Annotated in this window: 10 protein-coding genes and 1 riboswitch; of the genes, 6 read left to right on the top strand and 4 right to left on the bottom strand. The window is 64.2% G+C overall.

The features are described from left to right. The first annotated feature begins 35 nt into the window (after positions 1–35). From LAN61_02735 to LAN61_02745, 3 genes are all read left to right on the top strand, one after another. Positions 36–1,112, top strand: a complete 1,077-nt coding sequence (locus tag LAN61_02735; GenBank protein MBZ5539416.1) for a hypothetical protein — start codon at positions 36–38, stop codon at positions 1,110–1,112. Between the two features lie 436 nt (positions 1,113–1,548). Continuing rightward, on the top strand, positions 1,549–3,675 hold the full coding sequence (locus LAN61_02740; GenBank protein ID MBZ5539417.1) for a radical SAM protein: 2,127 nt from the start codon (positions 1,549–1,551) through the stop codon (positions 3,673–3,675). A gap of 131 nt (positions 3,676–3,806) precedes the next feature. Then, a complete protein-coding gene (locus tag LAN61_02745; GenBank protein ID MBZ5539418.1) occupies positions 3,807–4,046 on the top strand; it encodes a zinc ribbon domain-containing protein in 240 nt (79 codons plus the stop codon). 102 nt (positions 4,047–4,148) lie between these two features. Here the strand turns inward: LAN61_02745 and LAN61_02750 are convergent, their stop codons facing one another. Together LAN61_02750 and LAN61_02755 are read right to left on the bottom strand one after the other, a co-directional pair. Continuing rightward, entirely contained in the window at positions 4,149–4,826 is a 678-nt protein-coding gene (locus tag LAN61_02750; protein MBZ5539419.1) for a pyridoxamine 5'-phosphate oxidase family protein, read from the bottom strand. 125 nt (positions 4,827–4,951) lie between these two features. Continuing rightward, the gene (locus LAN61_02755) at positions 4,952–6,859 is read right to left on the bottom strand and encodes a beta-lactamase family protein (GenBank protein MBZ5539420.1); all 1,908 of its coding nucleotides are present in this window, start codon (positions 6,857–6,859) and stop codon (positions 4,952–4,954) included. A gap of 193 nt (positions 6,860–7,052) precedes the next feature. Between LAN61_02755 and LAN61_02760 the strand changes: the two genes are divergently transcribed. From LAN61_02760 to LAN61_02770, 3 genes are read left to right on the top strand one after another with little or no spacing between them, the layout of a single operon-like run. Continuing rightward, positions 7,053–8,585 (top strand): peptidase S10, encoded by a 1,533-nt coding sequence (locus LAN61_02760; GenBank protein ID MBZ5539421.1) that lies wholly within the window; start codon positions 7,053–7,055, stop codon positions 8,583–8,585. Beyond that, positions 8,582–10,645 carry a carbon starvation protein A gene (locus tag LAN61_02765; protein MBZ5539422.1) on the top strand — a complete coding sequence of 688 codons (2,064 nt, stop codon included), beginning with the start codon at positions 8,582–8,584 and terminating at the stop codon, positions 10,643–10,645. Before LAN61_02760 ends, LAN61_02765 begins: the two co-directional genes overlap by 4 nt. Further along, complete coding sequence (locus LAN61_02770) at positions 10,645–10,965, top strand: YbdD/YjiX family protein (GenBank protein MBZ5539423.1); 321 nt, start codon at positions 10,645–10,647, stop codon at positions 10,963–10,965. The genes LAN61_02765 and LAN61_02770 overlap by 1 nt, the downstream gene beginning before the upstream one ends. Before the next feature lie 122 nt (positions 10,966–11,087). On the opposite strand, the gene LAN61_02775 is transcribed toward LAN61_02770, so the two are convergent. Beyond that, positions 11,088–13,106, bottom strand: coding sequence for an EAL domain-containing protein (locus LAN61_02775; protein MBZ5539424.1), 2,019 nt, complete (start codon positions 13,104–13,106; stop codon positions 11,088–11,090). Between the two features lie 481 nt (positions 13,107–13,587). Further along, positions 13,588–14,754, bottom strand: coding sequence for a saccharopine dehydrogenase NADP-binding domain-containing protein (locus LAN61_02780; GenBank protein ID MBZ5539425.1), 1,167 nt, complete (start codon positions 14,752–14,754; stop codon positions 13,588–13,590). Positions 14,755–14,836: 82 nt separating this feature from the next. Next, a riboswitch (molybdenum cofactor riboswitch) is annotated at positions 14,837–15,030 on the top strand. Positions 15,031–15,068: the final 38 nt, after the last annotated feature.

The following is a 15,068-nucleotide window of genomic DNA, read 5'->3' on the forward strand; positions in this document are numbered from 1 at the left end:
TCCTTGGCCCTACACTGTTACAATGCAGAAGCAGCATGGCTGATTGGAAGCAGATCCAGGCACGTATCCGCCGCGCCCGCACGGGTGCCGACCCCGCTGGCCAACTCGAGAAACTCTACGAGAAGACGCGCGACGCCATGGCTGCGTTCGAACTGGCGCGGCATTTCGAGGCTGCGGGACAGATGGCGCAAGCCGCGCGCTGGTACCGCACGGCTTCCGAAGGCTTCCGCCGGGCTGACTGGAAGAAAAAGGCGGAAGAGGCCGCGGCGCGCCTCGCAGGCGGCGCCGTCACAGAACCACCGCACGAAGCGGAACTGAGCAGCACGGCCGGAGAGGCCGGAGGAAAAGTGTTCGAATCTGAAACGAATTTCTCGATCGAAGAACCATCTCAAGCCGGCACAGCAGAAGCAGCGCCGGCAGCCACATTGAGTGCAGCGAGCGCCGCAGAGGAGGGTGGCTCCGTCGAGGGCAGTGCTCCCGCAGACCGCAAGCGCCGCCGGCGCGGACGCCGCGGTGGACGCAAGCACCGCCGCGGAAGAGAAGCGGCGGCGGCGACGCCGGCAGCGGCGGAAACGCTTGTGCGCCCGGCTCGCCCGGAAGCACGGGAACCACGCATGGAACTCCCTGCGGCTGCCCCGGTGATCCGCCGCGTCGAGCATGAGCCTACATACATCTCCAGTGGTGAGGCCACTGGGCCCGGGCCGCGTGCGCGTTCCGGAGATCCTGCGCTCTCCTCGCGTTTGGCGCACCTGGAGATGCAGTTACGCCGCCTGCTGGCCAGCCCGCTCTCGCTCATGGAGCATGCCGACCGGGCCCCGGCGGGACCCGGCGTGTTTCTGATCACCGACGCCGACCAGACCACCTATTACTACGCGGAGAACTGCGCCACCCTGCGCATCGGCATCGCCAATTTCCTGCGCAGCAGCGGCACTTCCCGCCGCGGCGAGGAATCCATCAAAGAGCGCTTCGCCGATCATCTGGGCATTCCCGAAGCCCGCGTCAGCAAATACGTCAACGACCACTGCGTAGTGCGCTGGCTGCAGCTCGACGAAGGCGCTTCCACCTTCGCCCATTTCGTCATTGCTTTGCTGCGTCCCGTGCTCAACGACTAGCCGCCGCAGCTGTGCCTCGTGCCCCGTGGAATACAAAACTCTTCCATGGGGCAATTTTCTTATGGATGCGAATTTTCTCTTCCGGCGCGACGAAATTGCCGGAGCGGCCTCTGGAGAAAGAGGAAAAATAGCCGGAAGGACCTGAAAGTAACCCGGTTAGCACCTCGCGGCTTTCCCCGTTGACTGCCGCAGATGACCGTTCGACCCCCGAATTCGACCATTCACCGCAAGGGGCTGGATTTGCCCCGGTCGAAGAGGCAAGCTACGCTGGCTCAAAGACTTAGAACTGCCAGGTTGGGCATGGTAGCCTGACAGTACCCGTGGGGATTCATCCGGACGATTCTGGGGGTTGCCTATCCGCAGGGGTTGTAGCGAGATCGATGTTTCGAAAGAAAAGAGAGGGCAAAGAAGTATGTCTAAGATCGGCACACAGGTCATGAGGGCTGTGGACGCGGCCGTCTGCAAGGTGGCGGGCCTCACTTTCAACACTGTCCAAATCTTCAACAAGCGCAATCCGAACCCTTCCTTCACTCCCCAGTGGTCGGATAAGCCGCTACTCAAGTCCTGGGAAAAAACTAAGCCGACGCTCGGCTGGCCCCGGCAAACCGATTCGCTCTGCCCCGACTGCGTGAAAGAAGCGCGCGACGCCATCATCAACGGCAAGAAGGACTGGCGCGACCTGATGAACGAGAAGGTCGGCGAGATCAAGGCTCAGATTATCGAGCGCGACGGTCAGATCTGGATGGTCAAGGAATGCCCCATCCACGGCCACTATGAAGACATGATGGCCTACGACTCCAAGTTTCTGGATTGGATCGAGAAGAACTTCCCCGGCCGCGACATCCCCGCGCACAACGACGAAGACCTGCACAAACACGGTTCCAGCAATGTGCGCTACGGCCGCGGCTCGGTCCTCACCGTGGACCTCACCAACCGCTGCAATATGATGTGCGACCCTTGCTTCATGGACGCCAACCAGGTCGGCTACGTCCACGAACTTTCCTGGGAAGAGGTCCAGGAAGTCCTGGACAACGCCGTCAAGATCAAGCCGCGCCGCCAGATGTCCGTGCAGTTCTCCGGCGGCGAGCCCACCATGAGCCCGTACTTCCTGGACGCCATCCGCTACTCCCGCAAGGTCGGCTACAACAGCGTGCAGGCCGCCACCAACGGCATCGAGTTCGCCAAGAGCAAGGAGTTCTGCCGCCAGGCCTTCGAAGCCGGGCTGCGCTACGCCTATCTGCAGTTTGACGGCATCGGCAACGACGCCAACAGCCACCGCCAGGTCGGCAACCTCTTCGACGTCAAGCTGCGCGCCATCGAGAACATGCACGAGGCGGGCATCGAGATCGTCCTGGTCGTGACCATCGTCAACAACGTCAACAACGACCAGGTCGGCGCCATCGTCAAGTTCGCCATGGAGAACCCCAAGAAAATCGCCTTCGTCAGCTTCCAGCCGGTCTCTTTCACCGGCCGCGACGAGGACATCACTCCGGAGCGCCGTCTCCGCCAGCGCTACACCCTCTCGCACCTGGCCAATGACGTCAGCGCCCAGGTGGGCAAGGTCGAGCCCACCCGCGATTGGTTCCCTATTTCTTTCATCTCCACCTTCGCCGGCTTCTCCGACCTGGTGCACGGCCCGGAATCGCAGTGGGGCGCGCTTTCCTGCGGCTGCCACCCCAACTGCGGCGTGGGCACGGCCATCATGATCAACAAGGAGACCAAGGAGTGGGCGCCCGTGCCGCGCTTCCTGGATGCTCCGCAGCTGGTCAAGGACGTCACCGCTATCACCGACGCCGCCCGTGGCAAGAGCCTCTCGAACTTCATGATGGGCCTCGCCCTGCTCAAGAACTACAAGCCCTTCCAGGCCCCCAAGGGCCTCACGCTCATGGATCTTTTCAAGAAGTTCGACAAGACCTGGGCGCTTACCAAGAAGTCCGAGTTCAAGTACGGCAAGACTTCCCCGGATCGTACTTACGAAGACGCTATCAAGCGCCGCCAGAGCGACCCCTGGAATTTCCTGTTCATCGCCGGAATGTGGTTCCAGGATCTCTTCAACTACGACTTCCGCCGCACCGAAATGTGCATCATTCCCTACGGCACGCAGCAGGGCGAAATCTCCTTCTGCGCCTACAACACCGGCATCGGCTGGCGCAAGATCATCGAGAACATGCACAAGAACGCCACCGTGGCCCAGTGGTACAAGGAACACGGCAAGCACGAGATCTACGCCAAGGGCAAGAGCGTCAACCTCGAAACCTACGAGCACTCGCTCGTGATTGACGCCAACGACGCCGCCCGCGTCCGCCATCTGGAGCACGACATTCCGCTCACCGCGGCCGAAGAAGACCGCATTCGCCGCAAGCGCGCCCTTGAGGAGCAGGCCAAGGTTCGCGCCATCTATGAAGAGCTGGTGCTCAAGAAGCCCCAGCCCACCGTCGTGCAGATCGGCTCCGTCCAGGACATCGCCAAGGCCGTTCCGGCAGACTTCGGCAAGGCCAATGGCAACGGCAATGGCGCCGCAGCCGCCAAGGCCAAGGAAGCCGAAGCCGTTGCCGGCGACTAACCATCGTGTCCCATTCCGCAGGTTCTTCCGACGGCCCCGGCTTCGCCGGGGCCGTCGTGTTTTTGGGGATGTGCACCCGGCGCGGAAAAGGGCTGGTATAATTATTTATTGGTTGAAATCGAGGGAAGACGATGCCGATCTACGAATATGTCTGTGATAAGTGCCAGACCCACTTCGAGAAGCTGGTCCTGAAGAAGTCCGAAGAGATTGCCTGCCCGAAGTGCGCCAGCAAGAAGAACACCCTGCAGCTTTCGGTCTTCAGTGCCAACACCGGCGCTGGCAAGGCCGCCGCGGACCGCGCCAATGCGATCGCCTGCACGCCTTCCGGTGGCGGTGGCTGCTGCGGCGGCAGTTGCGGCTGGAAGAATTAGGCTTTTTACTGTTCTGCAGACGCTGAAAGGGCGGACCTTGGTCCGCCCTTTCCATTTGTGGGAAGGGATTCGGGGCGCACTCGAGCGCGCCTCGACACGCGTTCAGCGCTTGGTGACCGCTTCGCGGTCACGCCTGCGATAGTTGCGGAGGTAGTCCGGCAGGGGAATCGTGGCTTTGCCGTGCAGGGCGGGCACCGCTTCCCCCGGAGCCAGCTTCAACGGTAGGACGCCTGTCCACGGTTCCCACCCGGCATCCTCGTCAAGGAAAAGGGGCGGCCCCGTGCGCACTTTGGCCGAAACCTCCGTCAGCGGCAGGGCCAGCACCATCGTCCCCTTCAACTCTTGCTCGCTGGGAGGCCGCACACTCTCCCAGCGCCCCGGGATCACGCGCTCCACAAATGCGCGCATGGCTTCGAATTTTTCCTGCGCGTCCTCGATCGCCTCGGCCTTCCCCAGCACCACCACCGAGCGGTAATTGATCGAATGACCTGTCGCCGAAGGCGCCAGCACCAACCCGTCGATCAGTGTCACGCTCAAGCACAGCGCCGCGCCCCCCGCCAGCGCGCGGAACATCCGGCTGGCCGTCGACCCGTGCAGAAACAGCCGGTCCCCCACGCGCACATAATTCGTCGGGATGACGTACGGCTGTCCGTCCAGCACAAAGCCGATCTGGCAGACAAACGCCTCGTCCAGAATGCTCTCGATCACCGCGCGGTCGTACACCCCGCGCTGCGGCTTCTGGCGGACCTTCGTCCGTGCTGTGGGAGTAAAGTCGCTCATGTCCGCAGCCTATGCCGCCCCCGGCCCCCGCGGCAAGTGCCAATCTGGCCGGGCAACTCGCATTCAACCGCGGCATTCCTGGTCGCGCGCCGCGGCGCTCCTCGGCACGACCAAGCAGCGGCACCTCACGGCGCCCACAGGCGCAGCCCGATCAGGTGCCAGGCGCCGAAGAAAAACGTCAGCACGCAGCACGCCACCGACACCAGCAGCGAATGCATGCGCACCCCCGGCCGGATCTCGCTCTTCGGCACGCGAAGCGCCAGCAGCAGGCCCCACACCGAAAACACTCCGAAGAAAAGCGTTCCCACACAGGTCAGCAGGGACCCCGCGTTGAACTCCCCCAGGCGCTCGAACGACCCCAGGAAACCCGCGATCCCCGCGGCCAGCGCGACGATCGCCAGCAGCGGCACGCCGCGCACGGCGAGATGCGCCACGCCTTCCAGCTGCCCGAAGAGCCAGCGCGGGACCCACACCAAGGCAAAGAGCAGCGCGCTGAGCATGAGCAGCCCGCTCAGCACCAGCAGGGCCAGCCGGATGCGGGGCCACAGCGGGCTGCCGCGCTCGCCGTAGGAGATACCGGAAAGTCCGGCGTCCACGTACGCCGCTTTCCCGGCGCCGTCGTTGAAGAACACCACGCTGGCTTCCGGCTCCTTCTCCGTGCGGAAGAGATTGCGCGCCACGGGAAAGAGTCTCTCCGGCTTCCCGCCGAGCAGCCCGGAGCGCGTGAGCTGCCCGTTTTCGAAACGCACCATTACCCCGCCGGCCAGCTCGTCGAGAAAGGAAAGCAGCTGGTTGCGCGGCGCGCGCGGCGCGTAGTAGCCGGCGTATCTCTGCAGCTCGGCCGCTGCCAGCGGGACGACCGGCTGCTGCGCCTTCGCAAAATCTTGCGCAAGAAAATCGATGGCCAGCTCATTCATTTGGCGCATGGCTTTCCCGGAGTCGCTGCTGTTGAGCAGCACGGCGTAGCCCCAGTTCTGTTCCGGCATGTAGCGGTAGCTGGAGAGGAAGCCGTCGATCCCCCCGTCGTGCCCGTGCAGGACCACGCCGCCCTCCAGCGTGCTGTAATTCCCCAGCCCGTAGCCGGCGCGCAGACCGTGCCGCGCCGCCGCCGTCGTCTCCGGATACTCCATGCGCCCGATCGTTTCCGGCTTGAGCAGTTGCATCTCGCCCGTCTTTCCCCGCTGCAGAAAAAACTGCACCAGCCGGGCCAGCTCGCCCGGCGAGGCCTTCATCTCCCCGGCCGGGCGCAGGTAGATGTTCTGGTAGGGCACGGCCCTGGGCGGATTGCCGTTGTAGCCCTGCGCCAGGAACTCGCGATTGCCGTCGGTCAGCCGGAAATCGCCGCGCGTGATTCCCAGGGGGTCGAGGATGTTGCGCTGGATGTAGGTCTCGAAGGGCTCCCCGCTGACCTTCTCGATGAGATAACCGGCGATGCCGTAGCCGGGATTCGAATACGAGAAGCGCGTGCCCGGCGCCCAGCGCACCGTCTGCGGGCCGGGATGCTCCTGCAGCACTTTCAAAAGGGGATAGTCGGCGGGTCCGCGCCGGTCGTAGCTCTCGCTGAAGCGCATGTCGTCGAAACCAGCGGTGTGCTCCAGCAGGTTCACGATGCGCACCGGCCGCTGCGCCTCCCAGGCGTTTTTCATAGGGATCTCGGGAGCGACGTCCTCGAGCCGCGCGTAGAAGTTGATCCGGCCTTCCTCCTGCAGCTTGAGCAGGGCCAGGGCTACGAAGCTCTTACTGATGGACCCGGCGCGGAACTCGGTATCGCAGGTGACCTCGCGGCGGGTGGCCAGGTCCGCCTTGCCGATCCCTCCGCACCACAGCAGTTCGCCCTTGGAGACCAGCGCCACTCCCGCGCCCGGCACGTGGTTCTTCTCCAAAACGTCCCGCATCGCTTTCTGCAGCTCTTCCAGCGTCTTCGGGTGCGGCAGTCCATCCTTGGGTGGCTTCTGCTGCGCGCAGGCGGGGAGCAGCAGCACGGCGGAGGCGGCGCACAGCGACAACGCACGGCGAAGACGGGCTGGGAGCATCGCAGATTCCTCGCACCCGTTGCTTCCGGGCGCAGGCCGATTCTACCCCCAATGTCTTCTGTCGCGAGCGCATTCCCCGTTTCCGCACATTCCCGCCCGTTGCACCCATTGTGCCCATTGTGATTGACGCATGCTGCCGACTCGCATACGATTTGCGCCATATCCTTCTGGAGAATGTGACCTTATGAGCCGCATGCATCGCAGCGCACTACTCGCAATCGCACTCTGCTTCGCAGGACTCGCCGCGCGCGCGCAACAGCCCCCGCCGCAGCCCGCTCCGGAAAAGCCCAAGGAAGAGAAGAAGACTCCCCCTCCGCCAGAGGAAAAAGCCGTCCCCACCAAGCACTCCATCCGCATCGCCGGCCAGGAAATCAAGTACACGGCCACCGCGGGCACCATGCTCCTGAAGCTCGAGGACGGCACGCCCAAGGCCAGCGTCTTCTACATCGCCTACACCAAGGACGACGTGAGCGACGCCGCGCAGCGCCCCGTCACCTTCGCCTTCAACGGCGGCCCGGGCTCCTCCTCCGTCTGGCTGCACCTCGGCGCCTTCGGCCCGCGCCGCGTGCAGATGGGCGACGCCGGCGCGCTGCTGCCTCCGCCCTACAAGCTCGTGGACAACGAATCCTCGCTCCTGGATGTAACCGACCTCGTCTTCATCGACCCGGTTTCCACCGGCTACAGCCGTGCCGTGCCTGGCGAGCCGCCCAGGCAGTTCCACGGCATCGAGGAAGACGTGCAGTCGGTCGGCGATTTCATCCGCCTCTACACCACCCGCAACAAGCGCTGGTCCTCCCCGAAATTCCTGGCCGGCGAAAGCTATGGCACCACCCGCGCCGCCGGTCTTTCCGGATACCTCCAGCAGCGCTACGGCATGTACCTCAACGGCATCGTGCTCATCTCCTCGATCCTTAATTTCGAGACGGCCGAGTTCGATTCCGGCAACGACCTGCCTTACATTCTCCATCTGCCGACTTACACCGCCATCGCCTGGTACCACAAGCGCCTGTCCGCGGATCTGCAGGTGAACCTCGAGAAAGCCGTTGCCGAATCGCGGCGCTTTGCCGCCAGCGAATACGCCGATGCCCTGATGGCCGGCGACCTGCTCCCCGCGCCGCGCCGCGCGGAGATCGCGCAGAAGCTCGCGCGGCTCACCGGCCTTTCCCAGGACTACGTCGAGCGCAGCCACCTGCGCGTGCCCATCTTCCGATTCACCAAGGAATTGTTGCGCGCCGAGGGCCGCACCGTCGGCCGCATTGACGGGCGCTTCACCGGCATCGACGCCGACGAGGCTGGGGCCACCCCCGATTACGACCCGAGCATCGCGGCGATCATGGGGCCCTACACGGCCGTGCTCAACGACTACGTCCGCGGCGACCTGAAATTCGAAAGCGACCTGCCCTACGAAATTCTCACCGGACGCGTTCGTCCCTGGAGTTACGCCCCCTACGAAAACCGTTACGTCAATGTCGCCGAAACCCTGCGCGCCGCCATGACCCAGAATCCCTTCCTGCACGTCTTCGTTGCCAAGGGCTACTACGATCTGGCCACCCCTTTCTTTGCCGCCGAATATACCTTCGACCATCTGGGCCTCGATCCTTCCCTCCGCAGCCACCTCTCCGGCGCCTACTACGAAGCCGGCCACATGATGTACGTGCATCCCGCGTCCCTGCAGAAGCTGAAGCAGGACGTGGCGCAGTTCATGCGCGCGAGCATTGCGAAGTGAAGCGTCTCTTCTCCATCGCCCTCTGGACCGCCATCGCTCTCCTGGGCGCCGGCGCCCTGGCTACCATTGCTTTGCACCGCGGCGAGCCGCTCAACGCCACTTGGTTCGTCCTGGCCGCGGCCTGCTCCTATCTGGTGGCCTTCCGCTTCTATTCCGCCTTTCTCGCCGCGCGCGTCCTGGCTCTCGATGACACCCGCGCCACTCCCGCTGAGCGCTTCGATGACGGCCGCGACTACGTCCCCACCAACAAATGGGTTCTTCTGGGCCACCATTTCGCCGCCATCGCCGGCCCCGGCCCGCTTGTCGGGCCCACCCTCGCCGCGCAGTTCGGCTATCTTCCCGGCACGCTCTGGCTCATCGCCGGCGCCGTCCTCGGCGGCTGCGTCCAGGACTTCGTGATCCTCTTCTGCTCCATCCGCCGCGACGGCAAATCCCTCGGCCAGATGGCCCGCGAAGAGGTCGGCCGCCGCGGCGGCTTCCTCGCGCAGCTGGCCATCCTGGCCATCATGGTCATTCTTCTCGCGGTCATCGGCCTGGTGGTCGTCAACGCCCTGAAGTCTTCGCCCTGGGCCACCTTCACCCTGGCCATGACTGTTCCCATCGCCCTGCTCATGGGCCTCTACCTGCGCTTCTGGCGCCCCGGCCGCGTCCTGGAGGCCTCGCTGCTCGGTGTCGTGCTGGTCGTCTTCGTGGTCGTGGCGGGGCAGTGGGTCGCTGACGCGCCCTCCTGGGCCCGGGTCTTCACTCTCTCTGGCACCGCGCTGGCCACTGCCATCATCGTTTACGGCTTTGCGGCTTCGGCGCTGCCCGTCTGGCTGCTGCTTGCTCCGCGCGACTATCTCAGCGCCTTTATCAAGGCTGGCGCGATCTTCGCTCTCGCCGCCGGCATTCTCCTCGTGCGCCCCACCGTGCAGATGCCCGCCTTCACCCGCTTCGTTGACGGCACCGGGCCGATCTTCGCCGGGAAAATCTTCCCCTTCTGCTTCATCACCATCGCCTGCGGCGCCGTCAGCGGCTTCCATTCCCTGATTTCCAGCGGCACCACCCCGAAGATGATCCTCCGCGAAAGCCACGCGCGCCTGATCGGCTACGGGGCCATGCTCATGGAATCCTTCGTCGGCGTGATGGCCATGGTCGCGGCCTGCGCCATGCCCCCCGGCGTCTATTTCGCCATCAACAGTCCCGCCAGCATCGTCGGCGGCACCGCCGAGACCGCCGCCACCACCATCAGCTCCTGGGGGTACGCGCTTAATCCCCAGACCATGCACGACCTCGCCCGCACCGTCGGCGAACAAACCCTTCTCAACCGCGCCGGCGGCGCTCCTTCCCTCGCTGTGGGCATGGCCCAGATCTTTTCCAGCACCATCGGCGGGCCGCGCCTGCTCAGCATCTGGTATCACTTCGCCATCATGTTCGAGGCTCTCTTCATCCTCACCGTCCTCGACGCCGGCACCCGCGTCGGCCGCTTCATGATTCAGGAGCTCGGCGGGCACGTCTGGAAGCCCTTCGCGCGCACCTCCTGGATGCCCGGCATTCTTCTTTCCAGCGGCATGATCGTCGGCCTGTGGGGCTATTTCCTCTACCAGGGCGTGCTCGATCCGCTCGGCGGCATCAATTCCCTGTGGCCGCTCTTCGGCATTTCCAATCAGCTCCTCGCGGCCGTGGCTCTCGTCGTGGCCACCACCATCCTGATGAAGATGGGCCGCTGGCGCTGGCTGTGGGTCACTCTTCTGCCCATGGCCGCGCTCGTCACCGTCACCATGACCGCCAGCTACCAGAAAATCTTTCATCCCGACCCGCGCATCGGCTTCCTTTCCTATGCCTCCGCGCTTTCCGCGCAGATGGCCGCCGGAAAAATTCCCGCCGCCCAAATCGCCGAAACCCAGCGCCTCATTTTCAACCAGCGCCTGGACGCGGCCGTCACCGCGGTCCTCGCCCTGATGATCCTGGCCCTCCTCGCCGACGCCCTGCGCCACTGGTACGCCCTCATCTCCAAGAGCAAGGCTCCCGTCCTCCACGAAGCCCCGTACATCCCCACCGAGTGGGCGGAGGGCGACTGATGCACAGGGCGGAGAAACGAGTGTCTGTCATCCCGGGCGGAAGACCGGCGGTTTTTGCCTGCCCGGAGCGCAGTCCAGGGACCGGCCCGGAGTCGAAGGATCTCTCTTCGATTTTCGTATTTCGAATTTCGCCTTTTTCTCTTTCTCGCCTCGCCCATGCCGCCTGGCGCGCCCTTCGCGAATGGAGCGGCGACGCCGCCTACGACCGCTACCTGCGCGTCGCCGCCGCCAAACCCGGCGCCGCTCCCTTGCTCACCCCCGCCGAGTTCTACGTCGAGCAGCTCAACCGCCGCTACTCCCGTCCCAACCGCTGCTGCTGACGGCAGCAGGCGTCCCGAGCTGGAAGTCCCGGGAACATGGATGTATTCACGCAGGGGGTCGGAGCGGCGCCTGTCGCGACCCGGTCGGGAGCTTCGGCATCCAACGGCCAAGCGGGTGGGGGCTAGCGCTCCGGCACGCGCGCAAACACCTTTTGCACCACCGCCTCCCGGTCCAGGGGCGTTGAGAAAAAGTATCCCTGGGCATATTCGCAGCCCAGTGTTTTGAGGTAGTTCACCTCTTCGGCTTTTTCCGTGCCTTCCGCCACGACTTCCATGCCCAGGTTGCGCGCCAGAGTCATGATCGTCTCCACGATTTGGCGGCTGGCCCGGTTGGTGTCCATGCCGGTGATGAAGGAACGGTCGATTTTGAGGGTGTCCAGCGGGAAGCGCCGCAAGTAACTCAAGGACGAATATCCTGTGCCGAAGTCGTCGATGCTCAGACAGATTCCGAGCGCTTTGAGTTCGTCGAAAAGTCGGGACGTCCTTTGCGCATCACTCATGATTACACTTTCGGTGATTTCCAGTTTCAAGGCCGGCGGAGCAAGACCCGTCTCGCGCAGAACCTGCCTCACTTGGCTCACCAGATCCGGCTGGGCGAACTGCTTGGCAGAGATGTTCACGGCCATGGTCAGCGGGGGGGTGGATGGAAATTGCAGATTCCAGGCGTGCATCTGCCGGCAGGCCTCTCGCAGCACCCATTTCCCGATCAATACAATTAGCCCGGTTTCCTCCGCCACCGCGATGAACTCCCCCGGTGCGAGCAGCCCGGACTCCGGCCGCTGCCAGCGCACCAAGGCCTCGAAGCCGGCGATGCGGCCATCCTGCAGCGAGACGATGGGCTGATAGTGCACCCGGAATTCCTCGCGCTCGATCGCCCGGCGCAGGTCCGTTTCCAGCTTCAAGCGGCGCACCGCGCTGACATGCATGGCCGGATCAAATATTTCGCACCGCGCCTTGCCCTGGATCTTGGCGCGGTGCATGGCCGTGTCGGCGTCGCGCAGCATATCTTCGGCCACGCTGTAGCCGGTGGTGCTTAACGCAATTCCAATACTGACCGTGATGAACACCTCCTGCTTATTGATCACGAAGGGAGACGCAAGCGTCTGTTGGATTCGTTCGGCCACGCGAACGCTGTCGCTGGAATCCCGGATGTCTTCGAGCAGGATGGTGAACTCGTCGCCTCCCATCCGCGCCAGCGTGTCCTCACCGCCCTGCCGGGCTTTCGCCTTGTTGCGTGCCGGACGCGCAATCAGATCCTCGCGCCGGATCGAGCGCCGCAGTCGCTGGGCAATCTCCACAATCAGCCGGTCGCCGGCGTCGTGGCCCAGGCTGTCATTCACGTTCTTAAGGCTATCGATGTCTATGAACAGAACGGCGAATTTGTAGTCCGGACGCCGCTTGGACCGTCCGCCGCACTGCGTCAGCCGGTCCAGAAACAGGGCGCGATTCGGCAGTTGGGTGAGCGGGTCGTGGAAGGCATCGTAGAGCAGTTTGTCTTCGTATCGCCTGCGCTCCAGGACGCGTCCCATCTGGGTGCCAACCTGCCGCATGACCCGCAACAGCGGCGCATCCGGCTCGACCGTCACCGGCGAGAAGAATTCCAGCACTGCGGCGATGTCTTTCCCCGCCAGCACCGGGAAAGCCAGAACCGCTTGCATTCCGCACTCCCGTGCCGCGTCCACTCCGGGGCAGTCTTGCTCCTGGGTGACGTTGCTGATCCAGGCTGGTTCTCCGCTGGCCGCCACCTGTCCTGGCAGTCCGCTTCCCGGGAGGACGAAGGTCTCCTTGGAGAGAGGGCCCAGTCGTTCCCATAAAGCGGGATCGGAGACGTGCCACACGGCGGCGGGCACGGCTGTTTTTCCGGCTCCGTCTTCCTTGCAGAAAGATACCCGTCCGGCCGGCCAGCCCGTGTACGCGCACACGCATTTCAGCGCGAAACGCAGCGCGTCTTCGAGGGAAGATTGTTCGTTGGCCGCGAAGGCAATCTCTTGCAGCAGCTGGACTTCTTTTTGCGCCGTATGCAGGGCGTGCAGCATTTCTTTCGCGAGGCTCTCCGCATCCAGGCGTGACTGCTGCTCCCGGCTCAGCAGCTTCTTGAGCCGGTCAAGCTCGCTGTTCGAAGATGCCGTGGAGTATGTCATTCCATCAAGCCTTCTTTCTGAACGCCAGCTTGCATGCCCGTCTGTCCTGGCTCTGGTGCAGGCACGGCCTTTGCGCAAATGGCACGCTCTCGCCGCACTGCTTTGCAACAGCTCCTCGCCGGGATGGCTGCCCGGGGAAGTGCCGGCGCCGCTCAGCCCGGAGGCTTCGCGCCAGGCGTCCCGGGCGTTTCGCTATCCTCGTGGATGACGGCTTCTGCCCGTAAATTTAGAGCAGTGCTTTTCATGGCGCTCCTCCCGGAATCGGAGTGCGGCGTCCGCCGTACTTACACTGTTTTGGACTCAGCAGGATCACGCAGAAGAGAGAATTCCTGATCGCCTGCAGGGAAGGGGCGAGTAGCTCGAAACGGAAAGAATGTTCCGGCTACCCACCTTTTATCACACCCCTGGAGCGGGTGTCGACGGATTCTTGCGTACGGACCGCAGCCGCTGCGTTCTTTTCTCTCTTGATATGGGAAAAGCTTCAGAACTCTTCTTCGTCGTCGTTGGGCTTGAGCGCCGTGGTCTTGGCGGTGAGCTTCACGCCGTGCGTCCGCGCGCCGGAGAGGATGGCCCGGCGCGTCTCCGCCGGCAGCATCTCCGGGGCGAAGACGCCCGCGAGTTCCCGCGGAAAATTTTTTACGAACAGCGAAGCCATGTGCGCCGTGATGTACGCTACCGGCGTGGTGAACAGTCCCCGCTGGCGGATTTGCAGCAGCGTGGGGAACGCGCAATCCGTCCGCATCAGCAGCGGCTTTTCTTTTTTCTCCCCGCGCACGAGCACGGTTGCGGCGAAGCGCGCGTTCTGCAGCAGGCCCTTGCGAATCAGCCTGGCCACCAGCCGCGGCGTGGGCGTCTGCGGAAAGCGGTGCCGCGCCATGCCCCGCGAGCGGCTCAGCTTGCCCTGCCGGTGCCAGCGCCGCAGGCGCTCGATCTCGTTTCCCCCGATCTTCACGTCCAGCTCGCGCATGGGAATGAAGTGCGGCAGCGTGGCCACTTCGTCCTGCGCCGCCAGCACCACCCGCGCGCTCCCTACCGGCGCAAGGAACCGGAACGTTTCCGCCTCCGCGAAGCGCTTCCCGTAAACAAATTTCCCGTTGCGGTACACCCGCGGGTGCGACACCGCCTCGTCAAAGGAAACTTCCGGCGACCATTGCGAGATCGGGTCGTCACTCTCCATGCTCTCATACAGCCGGATGTGCACCGCATCCACGCGGTCCAGCGCGTCCGCGGCGCGCCGCACCAGCAAATTAGTCAGCCCCGGCGCCGCTCCGGCGTTGATCAGCGCCGCGCGGTTTTTCTTCTCGAATTTCCTGGCGTAGCGGAACTGCTCCGCCCGGAACGGGTGCCGCGTGAGGTGCGAGCTGAGGTCCAGGTAGTGCGCGCGCAGGCGCAGCGCCGCGCGCAGCACGATCTCATTGAACAGGGAAGCCGAGGCGTTGATGATCAGCTGGCAGCCGCGTCCCGCGCGCACCACCCCGCGCAGGTTCCGCGCATTCACCGCCACCACCGGGATGCGGCTCTTCTTGCCGAGAAATCGCCGCGCCCGCTCAGGGTCGCGATCGCCGCACCAGACGGTATGCCCCTGTCGCTCGAGCAGCTGTGCCAGAAGAGAGCCGGTGGCTCCCGCTCCCAGGACGAAGATGCGCATCTGGCCGAAACTCTATCACATTCCTTCCTCCAGCCGGTCCGCTCGGCCTGCCTCCATTGCTCTCAATGGTGAACAGGGGTAGAATACGGTCGAACTCCGACCTCCGGCGCCTACAGGGGAAACAACCCAGGGTACCGGGGGCGACGCTCCGGCGGTTCTTGCCCGCGTTGACCGCTTCGCGGTCACCCATACAAAGGGCAGGACGGCCGGCGCCGAGGGCCCGGGTGGAAACGCCCGCGCCTCCCGTGCTTGGAAAGGAGAGCCGCCGAGGGGAAGTTGCCCCTCGGGGCGTAGCGCCCGATCCCAAGCCGGAT

Source organism: Terriglobia bacterium (assembly GCA_020072785.1).
GTDB lineage: Bacteria > Acidobacteriota > Terriglobia > Acidiferrales > UBA7541 > Acidiferrum.

What these genes read in the sequence shown, in the direction of transcription:
- LAN61_02735 (MBZ5539416.1), top strand. Translation starts at nt 36, where the DNA reads ATGGCTGATTGGAAGCAGATCCAGGCACGTATCCGCCGCGCCCGCACG.
- LAN61_02740 (MBZ5539417.1), top strand. Translation starts at nt 1,549, where the DNA reads ATGAGGGCTGTGGACGCGGCCGTCTGCAAGGTGGCGGGCCTCACTTTC.
- LAN61_02745 (MBZ5539418.1), top strand. Translation starts at nt 3,807, where the DNA reads ATGCCGATCTACGAATATGTCTGTGATAAGTGCCAGACCCACTTCGAG.
- LAN61_02750 (MBZ5539419.1), bottom strand. Translation starts at nt 4,826, where the DNA reads ATGAGCGACTTTACTCCCACAGCACGGACGAAGGTCCGCCAGAAGCCG.
- LAN61_02755 (MBZ5539420.1), bottom strand. Translation starts at nt 6,859, where the DNA reads ATGCTCCCAGCCCGTCTTCGCCGTGCGTTGTCGCTGTGCGCCGCCTCC.
- LAN61_02760 (MBZ5539421.1), top strand. Translation starts at nt 7,053, where the DNA reads ATGCATCGCAGCGCACTACTCGCAATCGCACTCTGCTTCGCAGGACTC.
- LAN61_02770 (MBZ5539423.1), top strand. Translation starts at nt 10,645, where the DNA reads ATGCACAGGGCGGAGAAACGAGTGTCTGTCATCCCGGGCGGAAGACCG.
- LAN61_02775 (MBZ5539424.1), bottom strand. Translation starts at nt 13,106, where the DNA reads ATGACATACTCCACGGCATCTTCGAACAGCGAGCTTGACCGGCTCAAG.
- LAN61_02780 (MBZ5539425.1), bottom strand. Translation starts at nt 14,754, where the DNA reads ATGCGCATCTTCGTCCTGGGAGCGGGAGCCACCGGCTCTCTTCTGGCA.